Consider the following 20,610-nt stretch of genomic DNA (forward strand, 5'->3'; position numbering starts at 1 on the left):
AATACAAAAATACAAGTATGTTCATCTTGCCTTCTTTTCGTAAAAAAAAAACAAATTATTATATATAGGAAGATGAAAATAAAAAATAAATACCTGATAATTCTAAGTGGTATCCTTTTAGGAATAATTCATTTGAGTTGGAGTAGTTCAGTAAAAAAAAATGAAACTGATAAAAGTCAGGATTTTGACTTAAAAATTAGCGCTGCAAAAAATTACTGTGTTTTTAATGAAAATGGAAAAGCTTTAGATGCTTTACTTTTTATTAATAATAAGATGTTCTCTGGAAAAAGAACAAAAGAACTAATTGTATATTTTAAGATGGGGTCAGAACCTATTGTGCTTATTATTGCATTGCCACCTAAGCTGATTGGAATTCCAGAACTTTACAATACAATGAGATTGGATAAGGATACTCTTTTTCTCCAAAAAGCATCTTTGAAATTCACAGTAGTGAACGTGGGGATTGAAAAAATGATTGATAAATGGTCAATTGAAGATGGTACAATTAGGTTTAGTACGTTTGAGAGATTGAACGCATTGGGTAAAGAGATCATCATAAAGAAGATTAAGTAAGGTTCTCAAGAATTGAATTGTTAGTCCAGAAAAAAAATACCATGTAGACCAGTTTGATGATCATGGGATTATATTCCTAATATTGGTCTTTAAAGACATTAAGATCAAGAAAATGAACAACTGGTTAAATGAAACAGAACTGAAGGGTGAATTGGTAACACTGCTTCCTTTTCAGAAAACTTATAGGGAGGAACTGCTTCAGGCTGCTTCGGACGGAGATTTATGGAACCTTTGGTTTACTTCTGTCCCCTCAGAAAAAACGATAGATCAATATATCGAAACTGCCCTGGTGGAAAAAACAGAGGGCAAATCCTTACCATTCATTGTGGTAGATCAGAAAACAAAAAAGGTCTTGGGCAGTACCCGTTTTTGTAATGTTATTACAGCACACAGAAGGCTTGAAATCGGTTATACCTGGTATGCTAAAAGTGTTCAAAGGACAGGGGTCAATACAGAATGTAAATATTTGCTGCTCGGTCATGCATTTGAGACGCTGGGTTGTATTGCCGTAGAATTCAGGACCAACTGGCACAATCAGGCATCCAGAAATGCAATTGCAAGGTTAGGGGCCCGGCAGGATGGCGTGTTGAGGAACCATCAGATTGACCCGAACGGAATTTTAAGGGATACTGTCGTTTTTTCCATTACAAGGGAAGAATGGCCTGCTGTAAAAAAGTCTCTTGAGTTTAAGATGAGCAATAATCAGAACCGGTAAAAGGCTAGCTGGTAAAATAAAAAGCCCGCAGAACAATTTTCCTGCGGGCTTTTTTATAACATTAGTAAGTTTATAACCTGAAACCTACTCTTAAAGCCGCATAAGAAGTTCCTGCATCTTCAACCCTGAAACCCGCATCAATCCGGTTGTTGAATTTATAACCTAATCCACCACCAACTAAAAAATGGGTTCCATAACCATTAAATCCAATCGCGGCACCCATATTAAAGTTCACGAAAACTTTAGGATCAATAAAATACTTAACGCCTCCTTTTAAGGGTAAAAAAGTATAATTACTCTGCCAGTCGTATTTAGGGAATAAAGTCTCCACTCCGGTCGCAAGAGAAACACCTAATTTCTTCTCTACAGGCCACTCCGCTTCTAAAATACCTCCAATACCCACATTGTAGGCTTTACTAAAAGGAATCAATAATTCTGGTGAGAGGGTTACTTTTGCTGATTGTGCGTATGTTTTCACTGTAAAGCACATACATATCACCCCAACCAATCCAATCATTAAAAGTTTCTTTGTGTTCATAATGTAAATTTTTTTTGTTTGACCAGCTGTAAACAAAGATTAGACCAGATATTCAGAATAGGTTTAAAAATTATCTTAATTTTCATTTAAAGCTGTTTTCATTTTATCGGGCAAATAAAAGAAAAATCAAAAATGATTAGATTAATAGACGGGGCGATCTGAAGAAAGGAGCTTTAGAGGCCAATCCAGTTTTTTACATCTTTTGCAAAATTCTGTACTTCATTTATCAATTTTGAAGTATGGTAACCATCGGCAACAGCGTGGTTCACAAAGACAGAAAAAGGAATAAACATTTTTCCATTTTGCTCATAAAATTTACCGAAGCGGATGATTGGATACAATAGGGAGGATTCGCTGTAGGTATCCTGGCTAAAGCTGCTGAAACTTAACCAGGGCAGGGCAGAAACAGGACAGAAATTCGGTGGACGGTTGGCTTTGGCCTTGATCCCCTTAACATCTTTATATTTGACCATATCGCTCAGAAGGGATTCGTAGAACTTATGGAATTCCTCATGATAATCGCTCCAGATGTCAGAGAATGTCTGATCGTCTTGATGAAAAATGGTATAGGAAGGAAGTACATAATTCCATTGCCCAAGTTGTCCCTGCTCATTAAAGGCCATACGGAAGGCCTCATTTTGATTCACAACCCTTAAGATCACATACAAAAAACTGGGATAGAACTTCAATTTTCTAAGCCTCAGCTCTTCCAGTAAACAGGTAATATCAATCTGGTGAGTGATGTTGTATTTGGTTTTAATGGTGTAATAAAAATAATCAAAATAGGGCTTCCTGCTCCAATCCGGATCAACGGGCTTAAATATCGCTTCCATAAAAACAAATTTATGGAAATCCAGCTCTTATAGGAAACGGTCAATCCTATTGTTTTTTCTAAGCACCAGGACCAGTCCGTAACTTAGTAAAAGAGAAAGTATAAACGTAATGAAAAATTTCTGACCAGCGGGGAGTCCTGTTTGGAGCAAAAAAAACTGGATCCACAGTACAAAGATAAAATGGACCAGATAAATGCCGTATGCATTTGCAGAAAGGCTTTTAGATAAAGGGCTTACAAGATTAAATGCCTTTTTAAATAAAGTCAAAAAAGCAATGCAACTCAAGGTGCAGGACAATACCCACAGGGAACGGTAAATAAGAGTAGCTGGTAACAAAGCGATTTGCTTTGTTTCATACCAATTTGTTAATGGAACTTCGCTTAATTTCAACAGGCTATATGCAAGGCCACAAGCCAGTACCCAGACATACCATTTTTTCACGAACAGGCTCTGTGAGGAGAACAAGCCTGAATTTAAAGGAACAGCCCCCAAAATTGACCCCAGCAAAAAATAACTTACATACAAAAGGATGCGGCTCAATTGGAAATCAAAAGGGCCAATGCCCGTCCATTGACCCGGACTTGTTGCCATTAATATAGGAATATAGGCCATCCAGGTAATCAGGTACCAGATCAGCAATAGTTTAAAAGGTTTATTGTTTAGAGACACAAAGAATACCCCGGTTTTTTGCAATGGCTTTTTTAAATAGGGGTAAGTCATTGCTACCAGGAGGTTAAACAGAAATAAAACCCATATAAACCAGGGTGGCCCTACAGGCCAGGCTTGTGTCTTGAAAAAGTCTATTAGAAATGGGCCTAAACTGAATTGTCCATGAGCAAGTAAATAAGAAGAAGAATAGGCAATAGGCATTAATAGAATTACTCCTGCAAGAAAAGGAATAAAAAGACGCTTAAACCGTTCGGAAATAAATATGCTAATCCCTTTTTTGTTCAGACTGCTTATAACAAAAACACCACTGATCAGAAACATCAGTGACATAAAAAAAATATCGTTGAAATCTTCAAAAAGATCCATTCCTATCCACCGGGCAGGATCTACTATAGGATGGGTTGAGGAAGCATAGGCTTTTTTGTTAAAACTGGCAAAGGTCGTATAGGCCAGTGAAGAATGGTGTGCAACAACCAGAACAGTAATAAAGCTGCGCAAATTATCTATCCAGTAGAGGCGTGAATCTTTTTCTAAACTCATTGTTTTTATAAATATAGAGATATTGCACTGACCGTTGAAGAGATGGGAAAACAATTTTAACCGATCGCAGCAGGTCTTTGGCATTTGCTACTAGACGTCACCCTCAGCAAGAAGGTTGCTTTAAAAAAGCAATAATTGAACTGTCCAGGCAGCTCTTCTATTAAATTTTAAAAATAATTTGCGAAACTGATCGGTTGCGTATATATTTGCAACTGATCGGTTGCTAATTTAATTTATATGAGAAGAGATGTATTTCAAGCCATTGCAGATCCCACACGCAGGGCGATTTTAAGTCTAATTGCCCTTCAGGCCATGACACCCAATGCCATAGCTGAACATTTTGACAGCAGCAGACAGGCCATTTCCAAACACATTAAAATTCTAACCGAATGCCAGCTGGTCAATCAGCAGCAGACCGGCCGGGAGATTTACTACTATTTCAATGCTGTAAAGATGAAAGAAGTGGACAGCTGGATGCAGCAGTTCCGCGAACACTGGGAGAGCCGTTTTGACCAGTTGGATGACTTACTAAAAGAACCTTAAAACATAAACATCATGACAAAAAGAGAAGCTGTCTTTTCAAAAGACCTGGAGAACAAAAAACTAACTGTTGTAAGAACATTTGATGCGCCCTTGAAAAAAGTATGGAGCGCCTGGACAGAAAGTGAAAAACTGGACAAATGGTGGGCACCAAAACCCTATAAAGCCGAAACAAAAAGTATGGATTTCCGTGCAGGAGGATATTGGTTGTACTGTATGGTCGGACCACAGGGAGAGCGGACCTGGTGTAAAGTGACTTTTCATAAAATAGAGGCCCCAACGAATTTCAGCTGTACCACTGGATTCAGTGACGAGCAAGGCGTCGCTAACACTGACTTTCCGGCCACGCACTGGAACAATGAATTTCAGGAGGGTACAGGGACGACTACTGTGACAGTAAATATTAGTTTTGATCAACTGGCCGATATGGAAACGATCATAGCCATGGGTTTCCAGGAAGGTTTTACCGCCGGGCTGGTTAATCTCGATGAATACCTGGAATCAGGTCATTAGCATTAACCTCAAATTGAAAAGGGTTCATCTGGTAAAACATTTGGACCCTTTTTTTATGATGTAAAAATGCTGGAAACGGAACCTGGTTAAATCATAAAATAATCTGTAAGGAATTGAACCAATCCCGACTAAGAAGAGGTAAACCCGGAGCGTAAGGCTGAAATAGGGTTGGCTTTTGTCAGCAGGAAATCAAATCTGTGTCCTAACAATACCTTTGCGAACTTGTTTACGTACATAACAACAAACATCATCAATATAAAAACTCATGAAAAAGTTAATTTGCAATCTCTTTCTTGTTCTGTTCAGCACGGTTTCTGTGTTTGCTTCTGCCCCAAAGAGCCCGAAAACGCTGAAACCTGTTTCCCGTTTGGATACTGCAACCCTGGCCACAGGTTGTTTCTGGTGTACTGAAGCCAAGTTTAAGCAGTTAAAAGGTGTAGAAAAAGTCGTTTCTGGTTTTACGGGGGGGCATGTTGCCCACCCAAGTTACAGGCAGGTCTGCACAGGGACCACAGGCCATGCGGAAGCATGCAACATCATTTACGATCCTAAAAAGATTTCTTTTGATGAATTGTTAAAAGCTTTTTTTGTTGCACATGACCCTACCCAGTTGAACCGTCAGGGCAATGATGTGGGGACGCAATATCGTTCTGCCATTTTTTATCATAATCCGGAACAAAAGCAAAAAGCGGAATATTACATCAAAAAGCTAAATGCAGAAAAGGCCTATAAACAGAATATTGTGACTGAAGTGAAACCTTTTACGGTTTTTTATAAGGCTGAAGATTATCACCAGGACTATTTTAGCCGGAACGGGGATGTCCCTTATTGTAAATATGTCATCCAGCCTGAACTTGAAAAGTTCAAAAAGGTTTTTAAAGACAAACTGAAAAATTAAAACTGATCCAATGAAAACACTTTTTTTGATATCTGCAATCGTATGGTGCTCTTTTTCTGTTGCCTACGGACAGCACCTCAAATCGGTGGGTGGTCATGAACATAATCCTTACTACTCCAATACCGATACCCGTAAACTCAATGTGTCCAATGCCGAATGGAAAAAAATTCTTTCGCCGGCCTTGTATGCAACTGCCAGGGAGCAGGCCACGGAAAAGCCATTTACAGGGCAATACTGGAATAAGGATGCAAAGGGTACCTATTATTGTGCTGTATGTGGCAATATGCTTTTTAAATCAGATGCCAAATTTTCCAGTACCTGTGGGTGGCCGAGTTTTTTTGAGCCTGTGCGAAAAAATAGTGTCATTTATCGCTCCGATAGCTCTTATGGCATGGACCGGACAGAAGTACTCTGTGCCCGCTGTGGGTCGCATCTGGGACATATTTTTGACGATGGGCCTGCCCCTACGCACAAAAGGTTTTGTATGAACTCCATTTCTCTCGATTTTCAGCCGGACTGATAAAAGAAGCATGTTAGTTGCATTTAACTGTTGGATAGGGGTTTTCGTCTATGATTTTTGCCTATCCAACTGGTCTCTATTCTAAGCAGCTTAAATGGATGATAGTTTTACCGGTCTATTTAAGCTCAACATCATGAATATCTTGTCCACGATTACAGAAGGGGGAACTCATGCCCCCAGGTTAAAAGGGACGCTCTCACTACATCCCGATCAATTGGTTATCAATGCACTGGAAATCCTGCTGGACCATGACCTGGAATCATTGCCCGTTTGTAAAAATGACCATTGCGTTGGTATAGTGTACATTAAAGACCTGATCTGGTTTCTCACGACCGGGAACAAAAAGCACGACCTGCTTTTTCATAAGTTTAATTTTGATTTGCACACAGCCGTAAAAAAAATGAAACAAATGCGTTAAAGAATATTGGTAAAAAAAATCCATTGACAAAGATGTAAATGGAGTGTTAAAAGCAGCAGCAAACCAGGATGTTGTGTTAAGCCTGCATCAAGATTTGATTAACCTTTTTTGCAGGTTAGAGGATCTGTTTAAATATCATTTCTTTTGGTCTTTGAAGACAATTAATAAGAGATCAAACAAATGAAAACGAACTCCATATCCCTTCTTGTACTGGCTGCCACATTGCTTTTGGGAGGATGTACCAAGAAAAACACTGAAGAACTTCCTGCAGAGCAGGACATGAACCCCGTTCAGTTTATTTTTACTTCCGATGCCCATTATGGTTTAACCCGGGCATCTTTCAGGGGAAACAGTAAAGTGGATGCCCATGTGGTCAATGCAGCCATGGTGGCTAAAATGAACACTTTATCTGATTTGACCCTACCCGATGACGGTGGCGTAAATGCAGGAAAAAAAATAGGCTATGTAGATTACCTGCTGGAAGCCGGAGATATTGCCAACAGGATGGAAACCAGTGCAAGTGTACAAACCGCGGCGCAATCCTGGGAACAGTTCAAAATCGATTACCTGCAAAGCCTGACCTTAAAAAACAGAAAAAATGAAAAAACGGAACTCTTTATCGTTCCCGGCAATCATGATGTTTCCAATTCCATTGGTTTTTACAATACCATGTCACCTCTGACAGATGCCAGCTCTATGGCTAATATCTATAACCTGATGTTAAAAGCCCCTGTAGCCAAAACAGCAGCGACCTTTAATTACGCAACGGACCGGATCAACTATTCAAAAGAAATTGGAGGTGTTCATTTTTGTTTTATCCAAATGTGGCCTGATTCTGCGGTTCGCACCTGGTTAAATAAAGACCTGCAAAGCGTAGCAAACAGCACACCGGTTATTCTGGTTGCACACGATCAGCCTGCAGTGGTTTCCAATCATTTTACGAATCCAAACGGAACATTCTCAATTAACCCGACCGATAAATTTGACAATGTACTCGATGAGCATTTTAAGGACGGAAAATTGGTTACAGCAACAGCCCTGATTGAGCAGAAAGCTTTTGCCTCTTTTTTAAAGCAACACCCTAACATTAAAGCTTATCTGCATGGGCATGTGCATGAGAGTAAATTTTATACCTGGAATGGTCCGGATAATGATGTAGCCCTGAGCGCAGTAAGCGCAGATTCCCCGATGAAAGGACTGGTTTCTGCTACAGATGAAACAAAGCTGACTTTCCAGTTTGGGGTATTGGATCCAAAAACGATGCAAATGACCATCCGGGAATGTTTCTGGAATTCCAATCCTGCTAATGCGGCCGAAGCAATTAAATGGGGGAGTTCTGTAACCATTAAACTAAAATAATAGCTTAACTGATCACCATCAGCGCAAAAGAACCTCTCTGAAAAGTTATTAAATATAACTTTTCAGAGAGGTTCTTTATTTTTTAGGGACCACCAAGGGCTGCTGATTGACCAGGAAAATGTAATTGAACATGCAAAAAGAAGCAATTGCACCGAAGCTGTGCCACAAAAAATGTGTACCCGAATCCAGCCAGTGCCACTGATCTGCAATGCGAAAAGTCAGGGCGCAGATAAAGGAAACCAGGGCAATGCCAACCCATTTTCCATGTTTCCAGTTGCTGTGTATAAGATAAGCCAGAACAGGTAAAAGTACTAGTGTCGCCATCATGGCGTAATTGATATTGATCAGTAGTTGTATGTCCTGTTTTGAAATTACTGTTCTGAGCCAAAACTGGATACCCAGGTAAAGTACCAATGCAAGCATTGCATAATACCACTTCATCAGCTTGCTCAGAAAATAAACACCTGCAGATAAACACAGCAGCATAATAGGTACCCAGTCCATCATAATAAAAAAATGCCATCTTCTTAAACCATGGTACAGGGTTCCTCCGATTCCACCAATGTACAAGAGCAATAAAGCGAAGCTCAGGTAAAGGTGCTGTTGATGTTTATTTCTTAACCTGAAAGTCCAGTATAAAGCGATACCCAGAAAAAAACAGCTGGTGATGGTATTTAAAGGTTCAGGGAAAAAATGATTTAAATTGGTTTCGGTATAAACTGAACCGCCATCAGCAGGAGTGGTCAATAGGGTCATGCCTGATTTTTATGTTTATTAACAGCAGGGCATTTTAAATTGTTTGAAAGAGAAATGGTATTTTTATTTTAAACTTTCAATAACTTTTGAAAGTTTAAAATATTAATTACTTTTGGTCCATCAGCCAGATGTCGTTAAAGGGTGGCTGTATATCCGTTAACCAGTTAAAGACCATAGGAAATGAAATTTTATAAATCCGATTTATTTAAAGGTTTTGCAGCAGCCAATCTTTTTGCTTTCCTGCTCATAGGTATTCTAAAATACACCGCATTACAAGGCAGCAACACGCTGATATTTTCCATATTTGTTATTATCCCATTGATGATGGGGATTATCGCTTCCTGGTTTTGGAGAAATCTGGATTTTAAGAGCAGGACTTTACTCGGTAATTCCATTTTGAATGGAGCACTTGCAATTCTTTTTAGTGCTGTTTTTTTAAGAGAGGGGGTCATTTGTCTGATCATTGTATCCCCGCTTATTTTAACTTTTATCATTACCGGTGCATTCCTGGGGCATAGGATGTTCAAAAAGAACAATCAAAAATTAAATGTCAGCATCATATCCCTGCTTTTTGTTGTTTTTATTGCAGATTCATTGTCCAGTCACGATCATGTGAATATGGTTTCGGATGAAATTATTGTCAAAGCCAGTCCGGAAAAAATATGGAAAAATGTTGTTGCTTTTGAAAAGATAAAGCAAAAGGATCAGTTCTGGTTGTTTCGGGTAGGAATGCCAAGCCCAATGCAGACCACTGTTGAAGGGTACCACCAGGGAGCAGGCCGTAAATGCATTTTTAGTAACGGCTACACTTTTGATGAAAAAATAGTAACTTATAAACCAAATGAAGATTTGACGTTCCGGATCACCGGACAACCCCTTGATCCGGAGATTATGGGCCATATAGATATACAACAAGGGCAGTTTCTGCTGAAAGATAATGGGAACGGAACAACCACTTTAACCGGTAACAGCTGGTATAAACTGCATGTGTTTCCTTTATGGTATTATGATCTTTGGGCCGAAAGCATCACCAGAAATGTTCATTTAAGAGTAATGGAACATATTAAACAACTTAGTGAAAACAAATAGCTTATTTTCTTTTGTACTCAGGTACCTGGGTTTTTTAAAGGCAGTACCCCTGCTTCCCCTGGTATTTGACAGTATGTTAAAATTACAAACTTTATGGACAAATGCAGGTCTGTTGGACTGGATGGATGAACTGGAGGAAGAAATATTAACCTGGCAGGGTACCAGTACGGGCTTACACCAGTACGGAGGGGTACAGTTTAATGCCTATGGAAAAGAAATTGGGCATTTACACAGCAACGGATTGCTGGATGTTTTATACAGCAAAAGAATAAAAGCTGCGTTAATCAAGCAGGGGAGGATTGAGCCTCATCACATTTTTACAGATTCAGGTTGGATCAGTTTTTACATTAAAAAACAGGAAGATAAAAATTACGCCAAAGAATTGCTTGAAATGGCTTACTGGAGGTTACGGTCTAAGGATTAAAATATGAAACGGATTTCAAGAAATGAAGAAATAAGTATTGCATACTTCGAATTACTGGACAGGCATCTGGCAGATCTGATTTCCGGGAAGGAAACAGAAATGCTTACATTGAACCAGATTGCAGGAATTCTATGCATTACCCCTGAGCACCTGAGTGCAAGTATTAAACTCCGCCTGGGGCAGCATCCCTGTTCTTTTTACGACGCTAAAATTATAGCAATTGCCAAAGACCTGTTGACTGGTACAACGCTTTCAGTTGCCGAAGTGGCCAGGCGACTGACCTATGACCCTTCTAATTTTTCTAAATTCTTTAAAAAATATACTGGAATGCCTCCCGGAGCGTTTAAGGACCAGCATAAAAAGTACTAAGCGTATTTTCCCAAAAGTTCACCATATTTCCCTTGATCAGGATAAATAGTTTTGTTGAATCAATTGAAAAACAAAACGATATGTCTAAACAAGATTTAAAAGAAAAAGTAGTCCTGATTGCCGGAGGCGGAAAAAACCTGGGTGGATTACTAAGCAGGACCTTTGCGAAAAGGGGGGCCAAAGTGGCCATTCATTTTAACAGTGAAAGTACAAAAGCCGATGCAGAACAAACCCTGTCGGATATACAGGCCGCAGGAGGGACAGCCTTTCTTTTCCAGGCAGACCTGACCAGGGTAGAGAATATTAAAAAACTTTTCTCGCAGGCAAAAGCCAGCTTGGGAGGAATTGATATTGCGATCAATACGGTTGGAAAAGTTTTAAAAAAACCTTTTGGGGAAACCACCGAAGATGAATATGACAGCATGTTTGACATCAATGCCAAAGTCGCTTATTTCTTTATCCAGGAAGCCGGAAAGCAGATCAATGATCATGGTAAGATTTGTACAATTGTGACCTCCCTGCTGGCGGCTTATACCGGCTTGTATTCTACCTATGCCGGTGCTAAAGCACCCGTTGAAGATTTTACAAGGGCTGCTTCCAAAGAATATGGCCCAAGAGGAATTTCCGTTACTGCAGTAGGGCCGGGTCCAATGGATACAGCTTTCTTTTATGGTCAGGAAAGCCCGGAAGCCGTTGAATATCACAAGTCTGCTTCCGCTTTGGGAGGTTTGACCAAAATAGAAGATATTGTGCCTTTGGTCGAATTTTTAGTGACCGATGGCTGGTGGATCACCGGGCAAACCATTTTTGCCAATGGTGGCTATACGACCAGGTAAATGTTAAAAAGGTCATTTCCTTTTCGGAAATGACCTTTTTAGATTATTTAACCGTCGTTTTTTGGCCGGCCCTGACAACAGACATCACCTGGCCACTGTACACGCTAATACAGTTTGCAAAAAAAATGTTAAACAAAAAACTTCTTTACTTGTTTAGTGTTTAATCGTGTTGACCCTATTGTAAATATCTGTTTAAAGCAGATGTTCTTTTTGAAGTTCCGGATTTGAATAAAAGGCGGGCAGGTAATGTGTTTGAAACTAACGATTTAAAGCAATAGAAAATTGCTTTAGCATTCAAAATTTCTTACCTAAAACTATACACATGAATTTAATTGAAATGTTAAAGAATGAGCTTAGCGGACCGCTTGTCTCTTCTTTAAGCCAGAAAGCCGGCGTCAGTGAAGATCAGGTTAAAACCGGTTTTTCTGCTGCAATTCCTGCCGTTTTAGGCGGTATTATGAAAAACGGGGCCGGATCAGCTACAGGCTTATTAGATGGCTTGTTGCCAGGTACAGCTCCAGCAGAAGACCTGGCCAGCGCTGATGGAGATTCTTTGATAGAAAAGGGCAAATCCATGCTTGGCGGATTATTTGGCAGTCATGAGGCCACAGTAACAGAAGCAGTTTCGGCCTCCAGCGGGCTCAGTTCTGCAAAAGCTTCCGGTTTACTGGCCATGATCGTTCCGGTAATTACAGGATTTATTTCCAAAATTATGGCCACAAAAGGCTGGGGGATTTCCGATTTGCTTGGTAAAATTTCAGAAAGTAAAACAGATATTGCCGCTGCATTGCCTGCAGGGCTTGCCGGCTCTTTAGGTCTGGCCAATCTTAAAATGCCCGATGTGGAAATTCCTAAAACAGAACTCCCTAAAGTAGAACTGCCGAAAGCTACCCCTTTGAACTATCCTGCGGCAGCACCAAAATCAGGCGGGGGCTTTTTAAAGTGGTTTATCCTACTGGTGATTATCCTGGCCGCTTTATGGTGGATCCTGGGCAGGTCTGGTTGTAATAAATCGGGAATGGATAAGGTTGCCGGGCATCTGTCCGACCAGGCCGATTCGATGGGAAATAAGATGGATTCAGCTGGGGCCGCAGTAAAAGCAGGTGCTCATGCTGCTGCGGGGGCTGTGGTGGGCAAGTTAAACGAAGCCGGTGATTTTGTGCGGGACCTGGGTGCAAAACTGACCAAAAAACTGCCCGATGGTACCGAGCTGAGTATTTCTGAAAATTCTGTAGAAAACCGTTTGATTGCATTTATAGAAGATAAAGATAAGCCTGTTGACAAAACCACCTGGTTTACCTTTGACAGACTTTATTTTGAAACCGGAAAGAGTACCCTGAAAGCAGAATCGCAGGAACAGCTGAAAAATATTGCCGCGATTTTAAAAGCTTATCCAAATGTCCATTTGAAACTGGGTGGCTATACAGACAATACCGGTGATGCAGCTGTAAATAAAAAGATTTCCAATGAAAGGGCAAATGCCGCTATGCAGGCCCTGGTGAAGCTGGGTGCAGACCCTAAAAGGCTGGAAGCCGAAGGCTATGGCCAGGATCATCCTGTAGCAAGCAACGATACGCCCGAAGGTAAAGCCCAAAACCGCCGGATTGACATCCGTGTAACTCAAAAGTAAATTAAGCTTTCATAAACAAGAAATGTCCTGTCGGGTCTGACGGGGCATTTTTTTTTGCCCTTATGCCTACAAAGTCAAATCGGACGATAATTATTTTCTGTTTTCTTTTTCAAAGCAGTACTTTAGCATTAAAATACTTGAAACGCAGCTAAATAATGCCTCTGCTCTGCAAAAAATATCTGTTCTGTTTACTGCTTTGTATTTCTTCTATAGTATATGGACAGGATGTTCATGTGTTGAGCAATGCAGCGTCTTTCGAAATTGGAAGTTATGCCGTACAAGCCGACAAGCAGTATAGTTTCGATAAAATTCAAAAGGAAAGGGGAGAGTTGTTTAGTAAAAATACGACTTTAAATACTTCCTCTAAAGAATACTACTGGTTAAAAACCAGTATTTACAATCCCTATCCAAATAAAGAATACTACAGGCTCTCTTTATCTCCGCTACTCAATTATGACCTTTATTTTTTTGATGATGCGACCGGAAAATGGGCAAGGCAACAAGCTGGGCCTGCAGTGCCAAATGGACAAAGAGAGCGGGGCGTGGTCCCATTGGTGTTACAGGGAGAAAGGGAAAATATACTTTACCTGAAGATAAACGTAAAAGATGTCCGGTCTTACGGTTACCCTATTAAACCGGTGATTGTTTTAAATAAGGAGATCTCCTATGCAGGAAATGAAAAAAATGTTTGGCTTTCCTGGCTCATTTGCATGGTGATCCTGCTTTGTTTTTCAGGCTATAATCTTTATATCTACATCCACTTAAAGGACAAAACCTATTTGTACAGTGTTGTGATCCAAATGGGCGCGATCCTGTTTATTACTGCTTACAAACATTTTTTCACCCTGTTTATACCCCTGAAAATCTATCAGTTAAGGCTAAATGCCGATGGCTCTGTTTATAGTTATACCCTGAATTCACTGTTTTTGCACCTGGGTGCGGTGCTGATTATAACAGGCATGATCCAGATGACCAGGGCTTACCTGCAGAGCAGGATTTTATTGCCAGCTTACGACAAGGGATTAAAACTTTTGATGTATGTATATATCGGAATTGGACTTGTTCCGGCAATCATCACGATTTCAGGTCTGTTTTACCTGGACAGTTATACTTTGTTGTACATTAATATTTGTATTCTTGCAATTGTGCTGTTCATTTTTCTGACCTGTATTGCAGCATACAGGAAAAAGGTCCGCGCGGCCAAACCATTTTTACTGGCCAATACCATACCCATAGTACTCACTTCTTTTATAGCCTTGTATTATGTAATCAATTCGGCCCCAACCTATTCAAACAACACTTCTTATTTACCTGAACTGGCTATACTTTCCCAGATATTTACTTTTGCAGTAGCGCTGGTGGCAAGAATAAGGACCGTAAATGAAGAATTGGAAAAGAAAAGACTGGAAGCTGTCAAACTGGAAACAGATCTGGAAAACCGGGAAAAGTTTCGCCAGCGTATTGAACAGGATAATGAATACATTCTCAGGGCCATGAACCAGGAGAAAAGCAAAAACAAGGAACTGCAGCAAAAACTGGAAGCCAATCAAAGGGAACTGGTGGGCAATAACCTGTACATTCATCAAAAAAACAAATTACTGGCAGATCTGAAGGCCCAGATACAGGATATTGATCATTTATACCCGCATGTAAAACACCCGGCCCTAAAAAGTATTGAAGATTCTTTTCGGGACAGCCGGTATCTGGACAGTGAATGGGATAAATTTAAACTTCATTTTGAACAGGTCCATCCTGGTTTTTTTGAGAAACTTCGTGTCACACATCCTGCTTTGACCGCATATGAATTAAGGCTGGCCGCTTATTTTCACATGAACCTGAGCACCAAAGAAATTGCTGCCCTGCTCCACATCGAACCTTCCAGTGTAAGACAGGCCAAGGCCAGGTTAAACAAAAAACTGAACCAAAGCGCAGCCATTGTTTAAGCAAGACCTTTGTTCGCTCTGTTAAAAAGCCTTTCCAACGCCCGGAATCACAAAAGAAATCCTGCCGCCTAAAAAATGGGCATGTATACACTTTGTATACACCTGTTTTTCGTGCTTTTGCCCCCGATTGGCGTTCCTTTACCAATCCTTACCGGGAGCACGATATGAATAAATTTTACCTCAAACCATTCCATTTTTCCATTTTTAGGGAGTCTATAAACCATTTTCTACTTTGGTTTTTCATGATGTCTGGCACAGCAACGGCTTTGTACGCACAGGCACCATCCCTTAGTTACGGCACCAATTCGGTACGCTTTGTCGCGGGACAATCGATTACACCCTTAACGCCCAGCAGCCTTAATGTATCTGCTTTTGGTTATGGGGCAGTGCCCAGCCAGATTTTTAATGGCGTTTCATCTACCCTGGGGCCGCTTGCAACGGATAGCCAGGGGAATATATACACCCTATTTCAGGGGATACTAAAAAAAATACCGCCGGCAGGAGCACCGGAGGTCGATTTGCTAAACATTCCGAATCCTTCAAGGGCCATTACCACCGATATTGCCGGGAATGTGTATATCGCTGATTTTACAGATCAGGCCTCGATTACCAGGATCAGCCCCTCGGGTAGTACAAGTGTTTTGGCAAGTGGCCTGAATTACCCGGGCAGTCTGGCTGTAGACCCAAACAACAACATCTATTTTACTGAAATTGGGGGCACAGCTGCCATTAAAAAGCTGAAACCCGATGGCAGTATCGTTACCGTAACCACAAATGTGCCCAATCTGGGCCCCATGACCATAGACCGTTGGGGCAATTTATATGCCGATGGGTTGTCACGGACAGGGGAAAATGTTTATAAGATCCCGGCCAGCATCAGTACGTATCCCGTACCTCTTGCCGCAATGCCGGTGGTGAGTACAGGGCATGCGAGCATCAGCGGATTAAGTGTGGACAATGCCGGGAATTTATATGTAGCCCAGTACAACAACATCATTTATAGGGTGCTTAATGGGGTAAAAACACAAATAGGTACTGTAATCAGGCCTACTGCAGGTGGCCTTGCCCTGGACAGTTATGGAAATGTACTCGTTTCTACCCAGGGCCGTCCGCTTGGCATTATGCAGGTGCAGCAAACAGGTGGTTATTACATCAGCCCGGCACTTGCTGAGGGATTAAAATTTGATATGACGACAGGAACCATCAGCGGTACCCCCTTAACAGGTGCTCCGGCGGTGGATTATACCGTGAGGGCTTACAGCAGTTCCGCAGGGATGGCCACCACTGTTTTAAACATTGGGATCCAAAGCAAGCATTATGTAAAACAAGGGGGAGCGGGTTCAAAGGATGGTTCCAGTTGGGCAAATGCTTCCGATGATTTGCAGCTGATGATTGACAATGCATTGGCCGGAGATGAAGTTTGGGTGGCCGGTGGAATTTACCTGCCCAATCGAAGAGCAGACAACACCGCAGGCATTACGCCCAAAGACCGCGACAATGCATTTGTGTTGAAAGCAGATGTTAAGATTTTTGGAGGGTTTGCAGCAGTTGAAAACAGTTTAAACCAAAGAGATTTAAGCAATCCGGCAAATAAAAGTACTTTGAGCGGAGATTTTAACCAGGATGATGTACTAAGCGGAACAGGAGCTGCTTTAAATATCGCCAATAATACAGAAAACGCTTACCACGTGGTTGTCGGTGCCGGTTCATTGGGTGCGGCACAATTGGATGGTTTTACCATTGTTGGCGGAAATGCAAATGCAGCCATTGGATCACTCATAAGGGTGAATAACACCTCTGTGTTCCGTAACCAGGGAGGTGGGATCGGGAATTTTTCTTCTTCGCCGCAACTGAGCAATCTTGTCTTGACTGCCAACAATTCCAGGGGTCCGGGAGGAGGGATCATGAATATTAATTCTTCCTCTCCGCAGATGAGCAACATCACCATAGACCGGAATATGGCTTCTCCTTCCCTCGCGACCAGTTCGGGAGGGGGCATGGCTTGTATCAGTAATTCTTCACCAGTATTAAACCAGGTGGTCATCAGCAACAATACCTCTTTTGGCGGCGGCGGGGCATACATTGATCAGGGTTCCTCTCCGGTATTTACCAATGTCATTATCCGGGGCAATTATACCAAAGGAACTGCTTTCCCGGCAGGAGGGGGTGTTTATAATGCCGATAATACTGTACCCGTATTTACCAATGTACTCATTGCAGATAATTACGCCCAGGAAAATGGTGGCGGAATGTATAATTATGGAAACGCTGCCCCCATATTGACCAATGTGACCCTGGTCCGCAATATGGCAGCCGGACTGGGTGGGGGAATGTACAGTGATGGTGTTGCAAGGCCGAAAATAAGGAATTCGATTATCTGGGATAACAGCAGCAGCATCGTTACAGACCAAAGTGCTTTAGCAAATGTAAATTACAGCCTGGTTCAGGGAGGCTATGCCGGGACTGGAAATATAAATGCCGATCCGGTTTTTACAGATGTAAACCGGGGAGATTATACCCTCAAAGCGGGTAGCCCCGCAATTGATGCGGGCAACAATAGTTATTTTGACAGTGGCCAGGTGCCGGATCTGTCGACGATAACCACAGAACTAAACGGTGCCCCGCGTAAACTGGGGGCTGGTATCGATATGGGGGCTTATGAGTTTAAGCAGCTGTCATCTGCGGCGGCCCTGAATTTTGATGGTACAGACGATAAGGTGGTTTTTCCTGCACCAGCAACTACAGTTTCCGGTAGTTTTACGGTGATGGCTTGGTTGAGACCTACCGATGCGGTAAAAAGCATGCACATCCTGAGTACCAGACAGAATGGAGGTTATGGTTTTGAGCTGCAGCTAAAATCAGGAAATACCATACATGCCAATATTGGAAACCAAAACGGATGGCTGAGCACAACGGCCGATGCAACCTTCAATTATAGCCCGGGCCGATGGATGCATGTCGCCTACACCGTAACCCCAGCCGGCTATCAGGTATATGTTAACGGGGAATTGTCAGGCAATGGCACTTTTTTGGGAAGTCCGGTCCCCTTGTTTTTTGACAGCAACCATCCCTTACAAATTGGCAACAACGGCAATGACAATACCTTCTTTAAAGGAGATATGGATGAGCTGAGGATTTACAATACCGCACTTACCCAAGCCAATGTACAGGCCGATATGTTAAGCCTTAAAATTTCACAGCCCGCAAGTTTAATGGCCCGTTATAGTTTTGATGACGGGCAGCCAATGGCCGCTAATGCCGGCCTGGTGGCCCTGACAGATCAAAGTGGTAAGGGATATAATGGCACATTGACTGGATTTGCACTGACAGGAGCAAGCAGTAACTGGGTGGAGAGCTATGCCATGACCGTGCCGGTAGCTGGGGCTTCAACTGATTTATCTGCGACGGGTTTTACCGCAAATTGGGCAGCGCCGGCGGTAGGTGTGGTGGATAACGGATATGTACTGGAGCTGGCCAATGATCAGAATTTCAGTTCAATGATACCGGGTTCTCCATTTACCAGTACATTGAGCTCAAAAAACATTTCAGGCTTATCTTCCGGCCATACTTACTATTACCGTGTCCGGGCTGACAAATTAAGTGTAACTGGTCAGGGTGCCTATTCAAAAACAACAGCCATTACCATTGGAACGGCTCCGGGCAGTGCCCTGAATTTTGACGGGATTGATGATTATGTCGCTGTTGCGGCGCAAAGTAAAGTCGTTTCTGGTGCATTTACCGTGATGGCCTGGGTTAGACCAACCCATGCCACCAAGACCATGCATATTTTCAGTACCAGGGAAAGTGCCGACCAGTCTTTTGATGTGCAATTGGTTGGGGGGAATAAAATTCATGCCGACATTGGCTCGGGTGGCAGCTGGATAACCACCAGTGCTGATGCCAATTACAATTATCCGGTAAACAGGTGGACCCATATTGCCTATTCTGTCTCTGCTTCGGGATATAAAATCTATGCGAATGGGGTAGAAGTAGGTGCAGGGACATTCTCGGGAACACCTTTACTCCTGGACGCTGGCCGGTACATCACCATAGGAAAAAATGCCAATGAAAGCACCTATTTCCAGGGAGATATGGATGAAATCAGGGTCTATGACCGTCCATTTTCTGCCGCTGAAATCCAAACTGATATGCTCAGCCCTGTACCAGCATCCACGAACCTGATTAGCCATTATAATTTTGATCAGGCCGGAAGCAACATACTGACCGACCTGGGAACATTTGGTTATAATGGAGTATTAAACAACTTTTCCCTCAGCGGCCAGTCCAGCAACTGGGTAGAAAGTTATGCTATGGTGGTGCCCGTAATTGCTGCTCCAGGTACCGTAACTTCAGGAAGTTTTACCCCCAACTGGTCTGCACCAGCAGTTGGTCTTGCAGACAATTACGTCGTGGAGGTAGCCAGTGATGATACTTTTACGACTAAAATCAAAGGTACACCCTTTATCGTTCAGGGAAACACGGCAAAAATTTCAGGTTTAAGCCCTAACAGCACTTATTATTACCGGATCAGGGCAGATAAAGCCAGTCTGAGCGGACAGGGTACTTATACCGCTGCAACGAAAATTTTAACCACTTTGCCCAATGCCGATCTTTCAGCGCTTGTGCTAAGTGAGGGTACATTGGCACCGGTATTTTCTCCATCAGTTTTAAGCTATACGGCTTCTGTTGGGTATTCCATATCATCTGTAACGGTCACGCCAACTGCAGTTAACCCAAACGCAGCCATTCAGCTGAGGGTAAATGGCTCAGGTCCGCTTGCCTTGCTTAGTGGCAATACTTCTGCTCCACTGGCCCTTAATGTGGGTGACAATACGATTCTTATAAAAATCACAGATGAAGATGGTGTAACGGTAAAAGAATATAACCTTACTTTAAGCCGGGCAAAAGGCAATCAAAATATCAGCTTTGCGGCCTTAACTGATAAAACCTATGGCGACCCGGATTTTAATTTGACCGCTACCGGTGGTTCTTCCGGTAATCCGGTTACCTATCAAAGTTCCGATCTTTCTGTTGCTACAATTAACGGAAATGTAGTGACCATTGTCGGTGCAGGAACAGCAACCATAACGGCTTCCCAGGCAGGCGACGCAACTTATCTTGCCGCTGCAGATGTGACCCAAACCCTTTTGGTTCATAAAGCAACGGCTGTAATTACCTTAAGCGACCTTACAGCAACTTACGATGGCACCGCAAAATCAGTTACCGCGACCACCAATCCGGCTGGTTTAAGTGCGGTGACAATAACTTACGACGGTTCGTCGGCGCTGCCTAGCCAGGCGGGCAGTTATGCCGTTGTGGCCAGTTTAAGCAATTCAAATTATACAGCACCTGATGCGACTGGTACTTTAGTGATTGGCAAAGCAACAGCTTCAATTGCCCTGAGTAACCTAAACCAAACTTACGACGGGACCGCAAAATCAGTTACC

Annotated in this window: 19 protein-coding genes; 15 read left to right on the forward strand and 4 right to left on the reverse strand. The window is 42.1% G+C overall.

What is annotated here, in order from left to right:
- Positions 1-72 precede the first annotated feature (72 nt).
- Positions 73-573: a hypothetical protein gene (locus tag B0O44_RS09730; protein ID WP_110829716.1), complete on the forward strand. Its 501-nt coding sequence runs from the start codon at positions 73-75 to the stop codon at positions 571-573.
- Positions 574-685: 112 nt separating this feature from the next.
- A complete protein-coding gene (locus B0O44_RS09735) occupies positions 686-1,288 on the forward strand; it encodes a GNAT family N-acetyltransferase (protein WP_110829719.1) in 603 nt (200 codons plus the stop codon).
- 70 nt (positions 1,289-1,358) lie between these two features.
- Here B0O44_RS09735 and B0O44_RS09740 read toward each other — a convergent pair whose 3' ends face one another.
- From B0O44_RS09740 to B0O44_RS09750, 3 genes are all read right to left on the reverse strand, one after another.
- On the reverse strand, positions 1,359-1,826 hold the full coding sequence (locus B0O44_RS09740; RefSeq protein WP_110829722.1) for a hypothetical protein: 468 nt from the start codon (positions 1,824-1,826) through the stop codon (positions 1,359-1,361).
- Positions 1,827-1,999: 173 nt separating this feature from the next.
- Positions 2,000-2,659, reverse strand: a complete 660-nt coding sequence (locus B0O44_RS09745) for a CatA-like O-acetyltransferase (protein ID WP_110829724.1) — start codon at positions 2,657-2,659, stop codon at positions 2,000-2,002.
- Between the two features lie 27 nt (positions 2,660-2,686).
- Positions 2,687-3,868: an acyltransferase family protein gene (locus tag B0O44_RS09750; protein ID WP_110829727.1), complete on the reverse strand. Its 1,182-nt coding sequence runs from the start codon at positions 3,866-3,868 to the stop codon at positions 2,687-2,689.
- Positions 3,869-4,105: 237 nt separating this feature from the next.
- On the opposite strand from B0O44_RS09750, the gene B0O44_RS09755 reads away from it, so the two are divergent.
- The 6 genes from B0O44_RS09755 to B0O44_RS09780 all read left to right on the forward strand — a co-directional run bounded on the left by B0O44_RS09755 (position 4,106) and on the right by B0O44_RS09780 (position 8,116).
- Positions 4,106-4,411: an ArsR/SmtB family transcription factor gene (locus B0O44_RS09755; protein WP_110829729.1), complete on the forward strand. Its 306-nt coding sequence runs from the start codon at positions 4,106-4,108 to the stop codon at positions 4,409-4,411.
- Positions 4,412-4,423: 12 nt separating this feature from the next.
- Positions 4,424-4,921, forward strand: coding sequence for an SRPBCC family protein (locus B0O44_RS09760; protein WP_110829732.1), 498 nt, complete (start codon positions 4,424-4,426; stop codon positions 4,919-4,921).
- Between the two features lie 265 nt (positions 4,922-5,186).
- A complete protein-coding gene (msrA, locus tag B0O44_RS09765; RefSeq protein WP_110829734.1) occupies positions 5,187-5,819 on the forward strand; it encodes a peptide-methionine (S)-S-oxide reductase MsrA in 633 nt (210 codons plus the stop codon).
- A gap of 10 nt (positions 5,820-5,829) precedes the next feature.
- Entirely contained in the window at positions 5,830-6,339 is a 510-nt protein-coding gene (gene msrB / locus B0O44_RS09770; RefSeq protein ID WP_110829736.1) for a peptide-methionine (R)-S-oxide reductase MsrB, read from the forward strand.
- Positions 6,340-6,472: 133 nt separating this feature from the next.
- Positions 6,473-6,757, forward strand: coding sequence for a CBS domain-containing protein (locus B0O44_RS09775; RefSeq protein ID WP_170123300.1), 285 nt, complete (start codon positions 6,473-6,475; stop codon positions 6,755-6,757).
- Between the two features lie 180 nt (positions 6,758-6,937).
- Positions 6,938-8,116, forward strand: a complete 1,179-nt coding sequence (locus B0O44_RS09780) for a metallophosphoesterase family protein (protein ID WP_110829740.1) — start codon at positions 6,938-6,940, stop codon at positions 8,114-8,116.
- 75 nt (positions 8,117-8,191) lie between these two features.
- On the opposite strand, the gene B0O44_RS09785 is transcribed toward B0O44_RS09780, so the two are convergent.
- Positions 8,192-8,872, reverse strand: a complete 681-nt coding sequence (locus B0O44_RS09785; protein WP_110829742.1) for a hypothetical protein — start codon at positions 8,870-8,872, stop codon at positions 8,192-8,194.
- A 180-nt stretch (positions 8,873-9,052) separates the two neighbouring features.
- On the opposite strand from B0O44_RS09785, the gene B0O44_RS09790 reads away from it, so the two are divergent.
- The 7 genes from B0O44_RS09790 to B0O44_RS09820 form a co-directional block, all read left to right on the forward strand.
- Complete coding sequence (locus tag B0O44_RS09790; RefSeq protein WP_110829744.1) at positions 9,053-9,961, forward strand: SRPBCC family protein; 909 nt, start codon at positions 9,053-9,055, stop codon at positions 9,959-9,961.
- Positions 9,948-10,385: a luciferase domain-containing protein gene (locus B0O44_RS09795; RefSeq protein ID WP_245943634.1), complete on the forward strand. Its 438-nt coding sequence runs from the start codon at positions 9,948-9,950 to the stop codon at positions 10,383-10,385. The genes B0O44_RS09790 and B0O44_RS09795 overlap by 14 nt, the downstream gene beginning before the upstream one ends.
- A 3-nt stretch (positions 10,386-10,388) precedes the next feature.
- Positions 10,389-10,754 (forward strand): helix-turn-helix domain-containing protein, encoded by a 366-nt coding sequence (locus B0O44_RS09800; protein ID WP_110829746.1) that lies wholly within the window; start codon positions 10,389-10,391, stop codon positions 10,752-10,754.
- A gap of 80 nt (positions 10,755-10,834) precedes the next feature.
- Positions 10,835-11,590 carry an SDR family oxidoreductase gene (locus B0O44_RS09805; RefSeq protein ID WP_110829748.1) on the forward strand — a complete coding sequence of 252 codons (756 nt, stop codon included), beginning with the start codon at positions 10,835-10,837 and terminating at the stop codon, positions 11,588-11,590.
- 322 nt (positions 11,591-11,912) lie between these two features.
- On the forward strand, positions 11,913-13,220 hold the full coding sequence (locus B0O44_RS09810) for an OmpA family protein (protein WP_110829750.1): 1,308 nt from the start codon (positions 11,913-11,915) through the stop codon (positions 13,218-13,220).
- Between the two features lie 155 nt (positions 13,221-13,375).
- Complete coding sequence (locus tag B0O44_RS09815; protein WP_110829752.1) at positions 13,376-15,163, forward strand: 7TM diverse intracellular signaling domain-containing protein; 1,788 nt, start codon at positions 13,376-13,378, stop codon at positions 15,161-15,163.
- Between the two features lie 242 nt (positions 15,164-15,405).
- Positions 15,406-20,610: LamG-like jellyroll fold domain-containing protein (locus B0O44_RS09820; RefSeq protein ID WP_211321356.1), on the forward strand; the 5,205-nt coding region annotated here is incomplete at its 3' end.

Source organism: Pedobacter nutrimenti (genome assembly GCF_003208655.1).
Classification (GTDB): domain Bacteria; phylum Bacteroidota; class Bacteroidia; order Sphingobacteriales; family Sphingobacteriaceae; genus Pedobacter; species Pedobacter nutrimenti.

Excerpts from the sequence above, each read along its gene's own strand:
- B0O44_RS09730 (WP_110829716.1), top strand. The coding sequence starts at position 73 with ATGAAAATAAAAAATAAATACCTGATAATTCTAAGTGGTATCCTTTTA.
- B0O44_RS09735 (WP_110829719.1), top strand. The coding sequence starts at position 686 with ATGAACAACTGGTTAAATGAAACAGAACTGAAGGGTGAATTGGTAACA.
- B0O44_RS09740 (WP_110829722.1), bottom strand. The coding sequence starts at position 1,826 with ATGAACACAAAGAAACTTTTAATGATTGGATTGGTTGGGGTGATATGT.
- B0O44_RS09745 (WP_110829724.1), bottom strand. The coding sequence starts at position 2,659 with ATGGAAGCGATATTTAAGCCCGTTGATCCGGATTGGAGCAGGAAGCCC.
- B0O44_RS09750 (WP_110829727.1), bottom strand. The coding sequence starts at position 3,868 with ATGAGTTTAGAAAAAGATTCACGCCTCTACTGGATAGATAATTTGCGC.
- B0O44_RS09755 (WP_110829729.1), top strand. The coding sequence starts at position 4,106 with ATGAGAAGAGATGTATTTCAAGCCATTGCAGATCCCACACGCAGGGCG.
- B0O44_RS09760 (WP_110829732.1), top strand. The coding sequence starts at position 4,424 with ATGACAAAAAGAGAAGCTGTCTTTTCAAAAGACCTGGAGAACAAAAAA.
- msrA (WP_110829734.1), top strand. The coding sequence starts at position 5,187 with ATGAAAAAGTTAATTTGCAATCTCTTTCTTGTTCTGTTCAGCACGGTT.
- msrB (WP_110829736.1), top strand. The coding sequence starts at position 5,830 with ATGAAAACACTTTTTTTGATATCTGCAATCGTATGGTGCTCTTTTTCT.
- B0O44_RS09775 (WP_170123300.1), top strand. The coding sequence starts at position 6,473 with ATGAATATCTTGTCCACGATTACAGAAGGGGGAACTCATGCCCCCAGG.
- B0O44_RS09780 (WP_110829740.1), top strand. The coding sequence starts at position 6,938 with ATGAAAACGAACTCCATATCCCTTCTTGTACTGGCTGCCACATTGCTT.
- B0O44_RS09785 (WP_110829742.1), bottom strand. The coding sequence starts at position 8,872 with ATGACCCTATTGACCACTCCTGCTGATGGCGGTTCAGTTTATACCGAA.
- B0O44_RS09790 (WP_110829744.1), top strand. The coding sequence starts at position 9,053 with ATGAAATTTTATAAATCCGATTTATTTAAAGGTTTTGCAGCAGCCAAT.
- B0O44_RS09800 (WP_110829746.1), top strand. The coding sequence starts at position 10,389 with ATGAAACGGATTTCAAGAAATGAAGAAATAAGTATTGCATACTTCGAA.
- B0O44_RS09805 (WP_110829748.1), top strand. The coding sequence starts at position 10,835 with ATGTCTAAACAAGATTTAAAAGAAAAAGTAGTCCTGATTGCCGGAGGC.
- B0O44_RS09810 (WP_110829750.1), top strand. The coding sequence starts at position 11,913 with ATGAATTTAATTGAAATGTTAAAGAATGAGCTTAGCGGACCGCTTGTC.
- B0O44_RS09815 (WP_110829752.1), top strand. The coding sequence starts at position 13,376 with ATGCCTCTGCTCTGCAAAAAATATCTGTTCTGTTTACTGCTTTGTATT.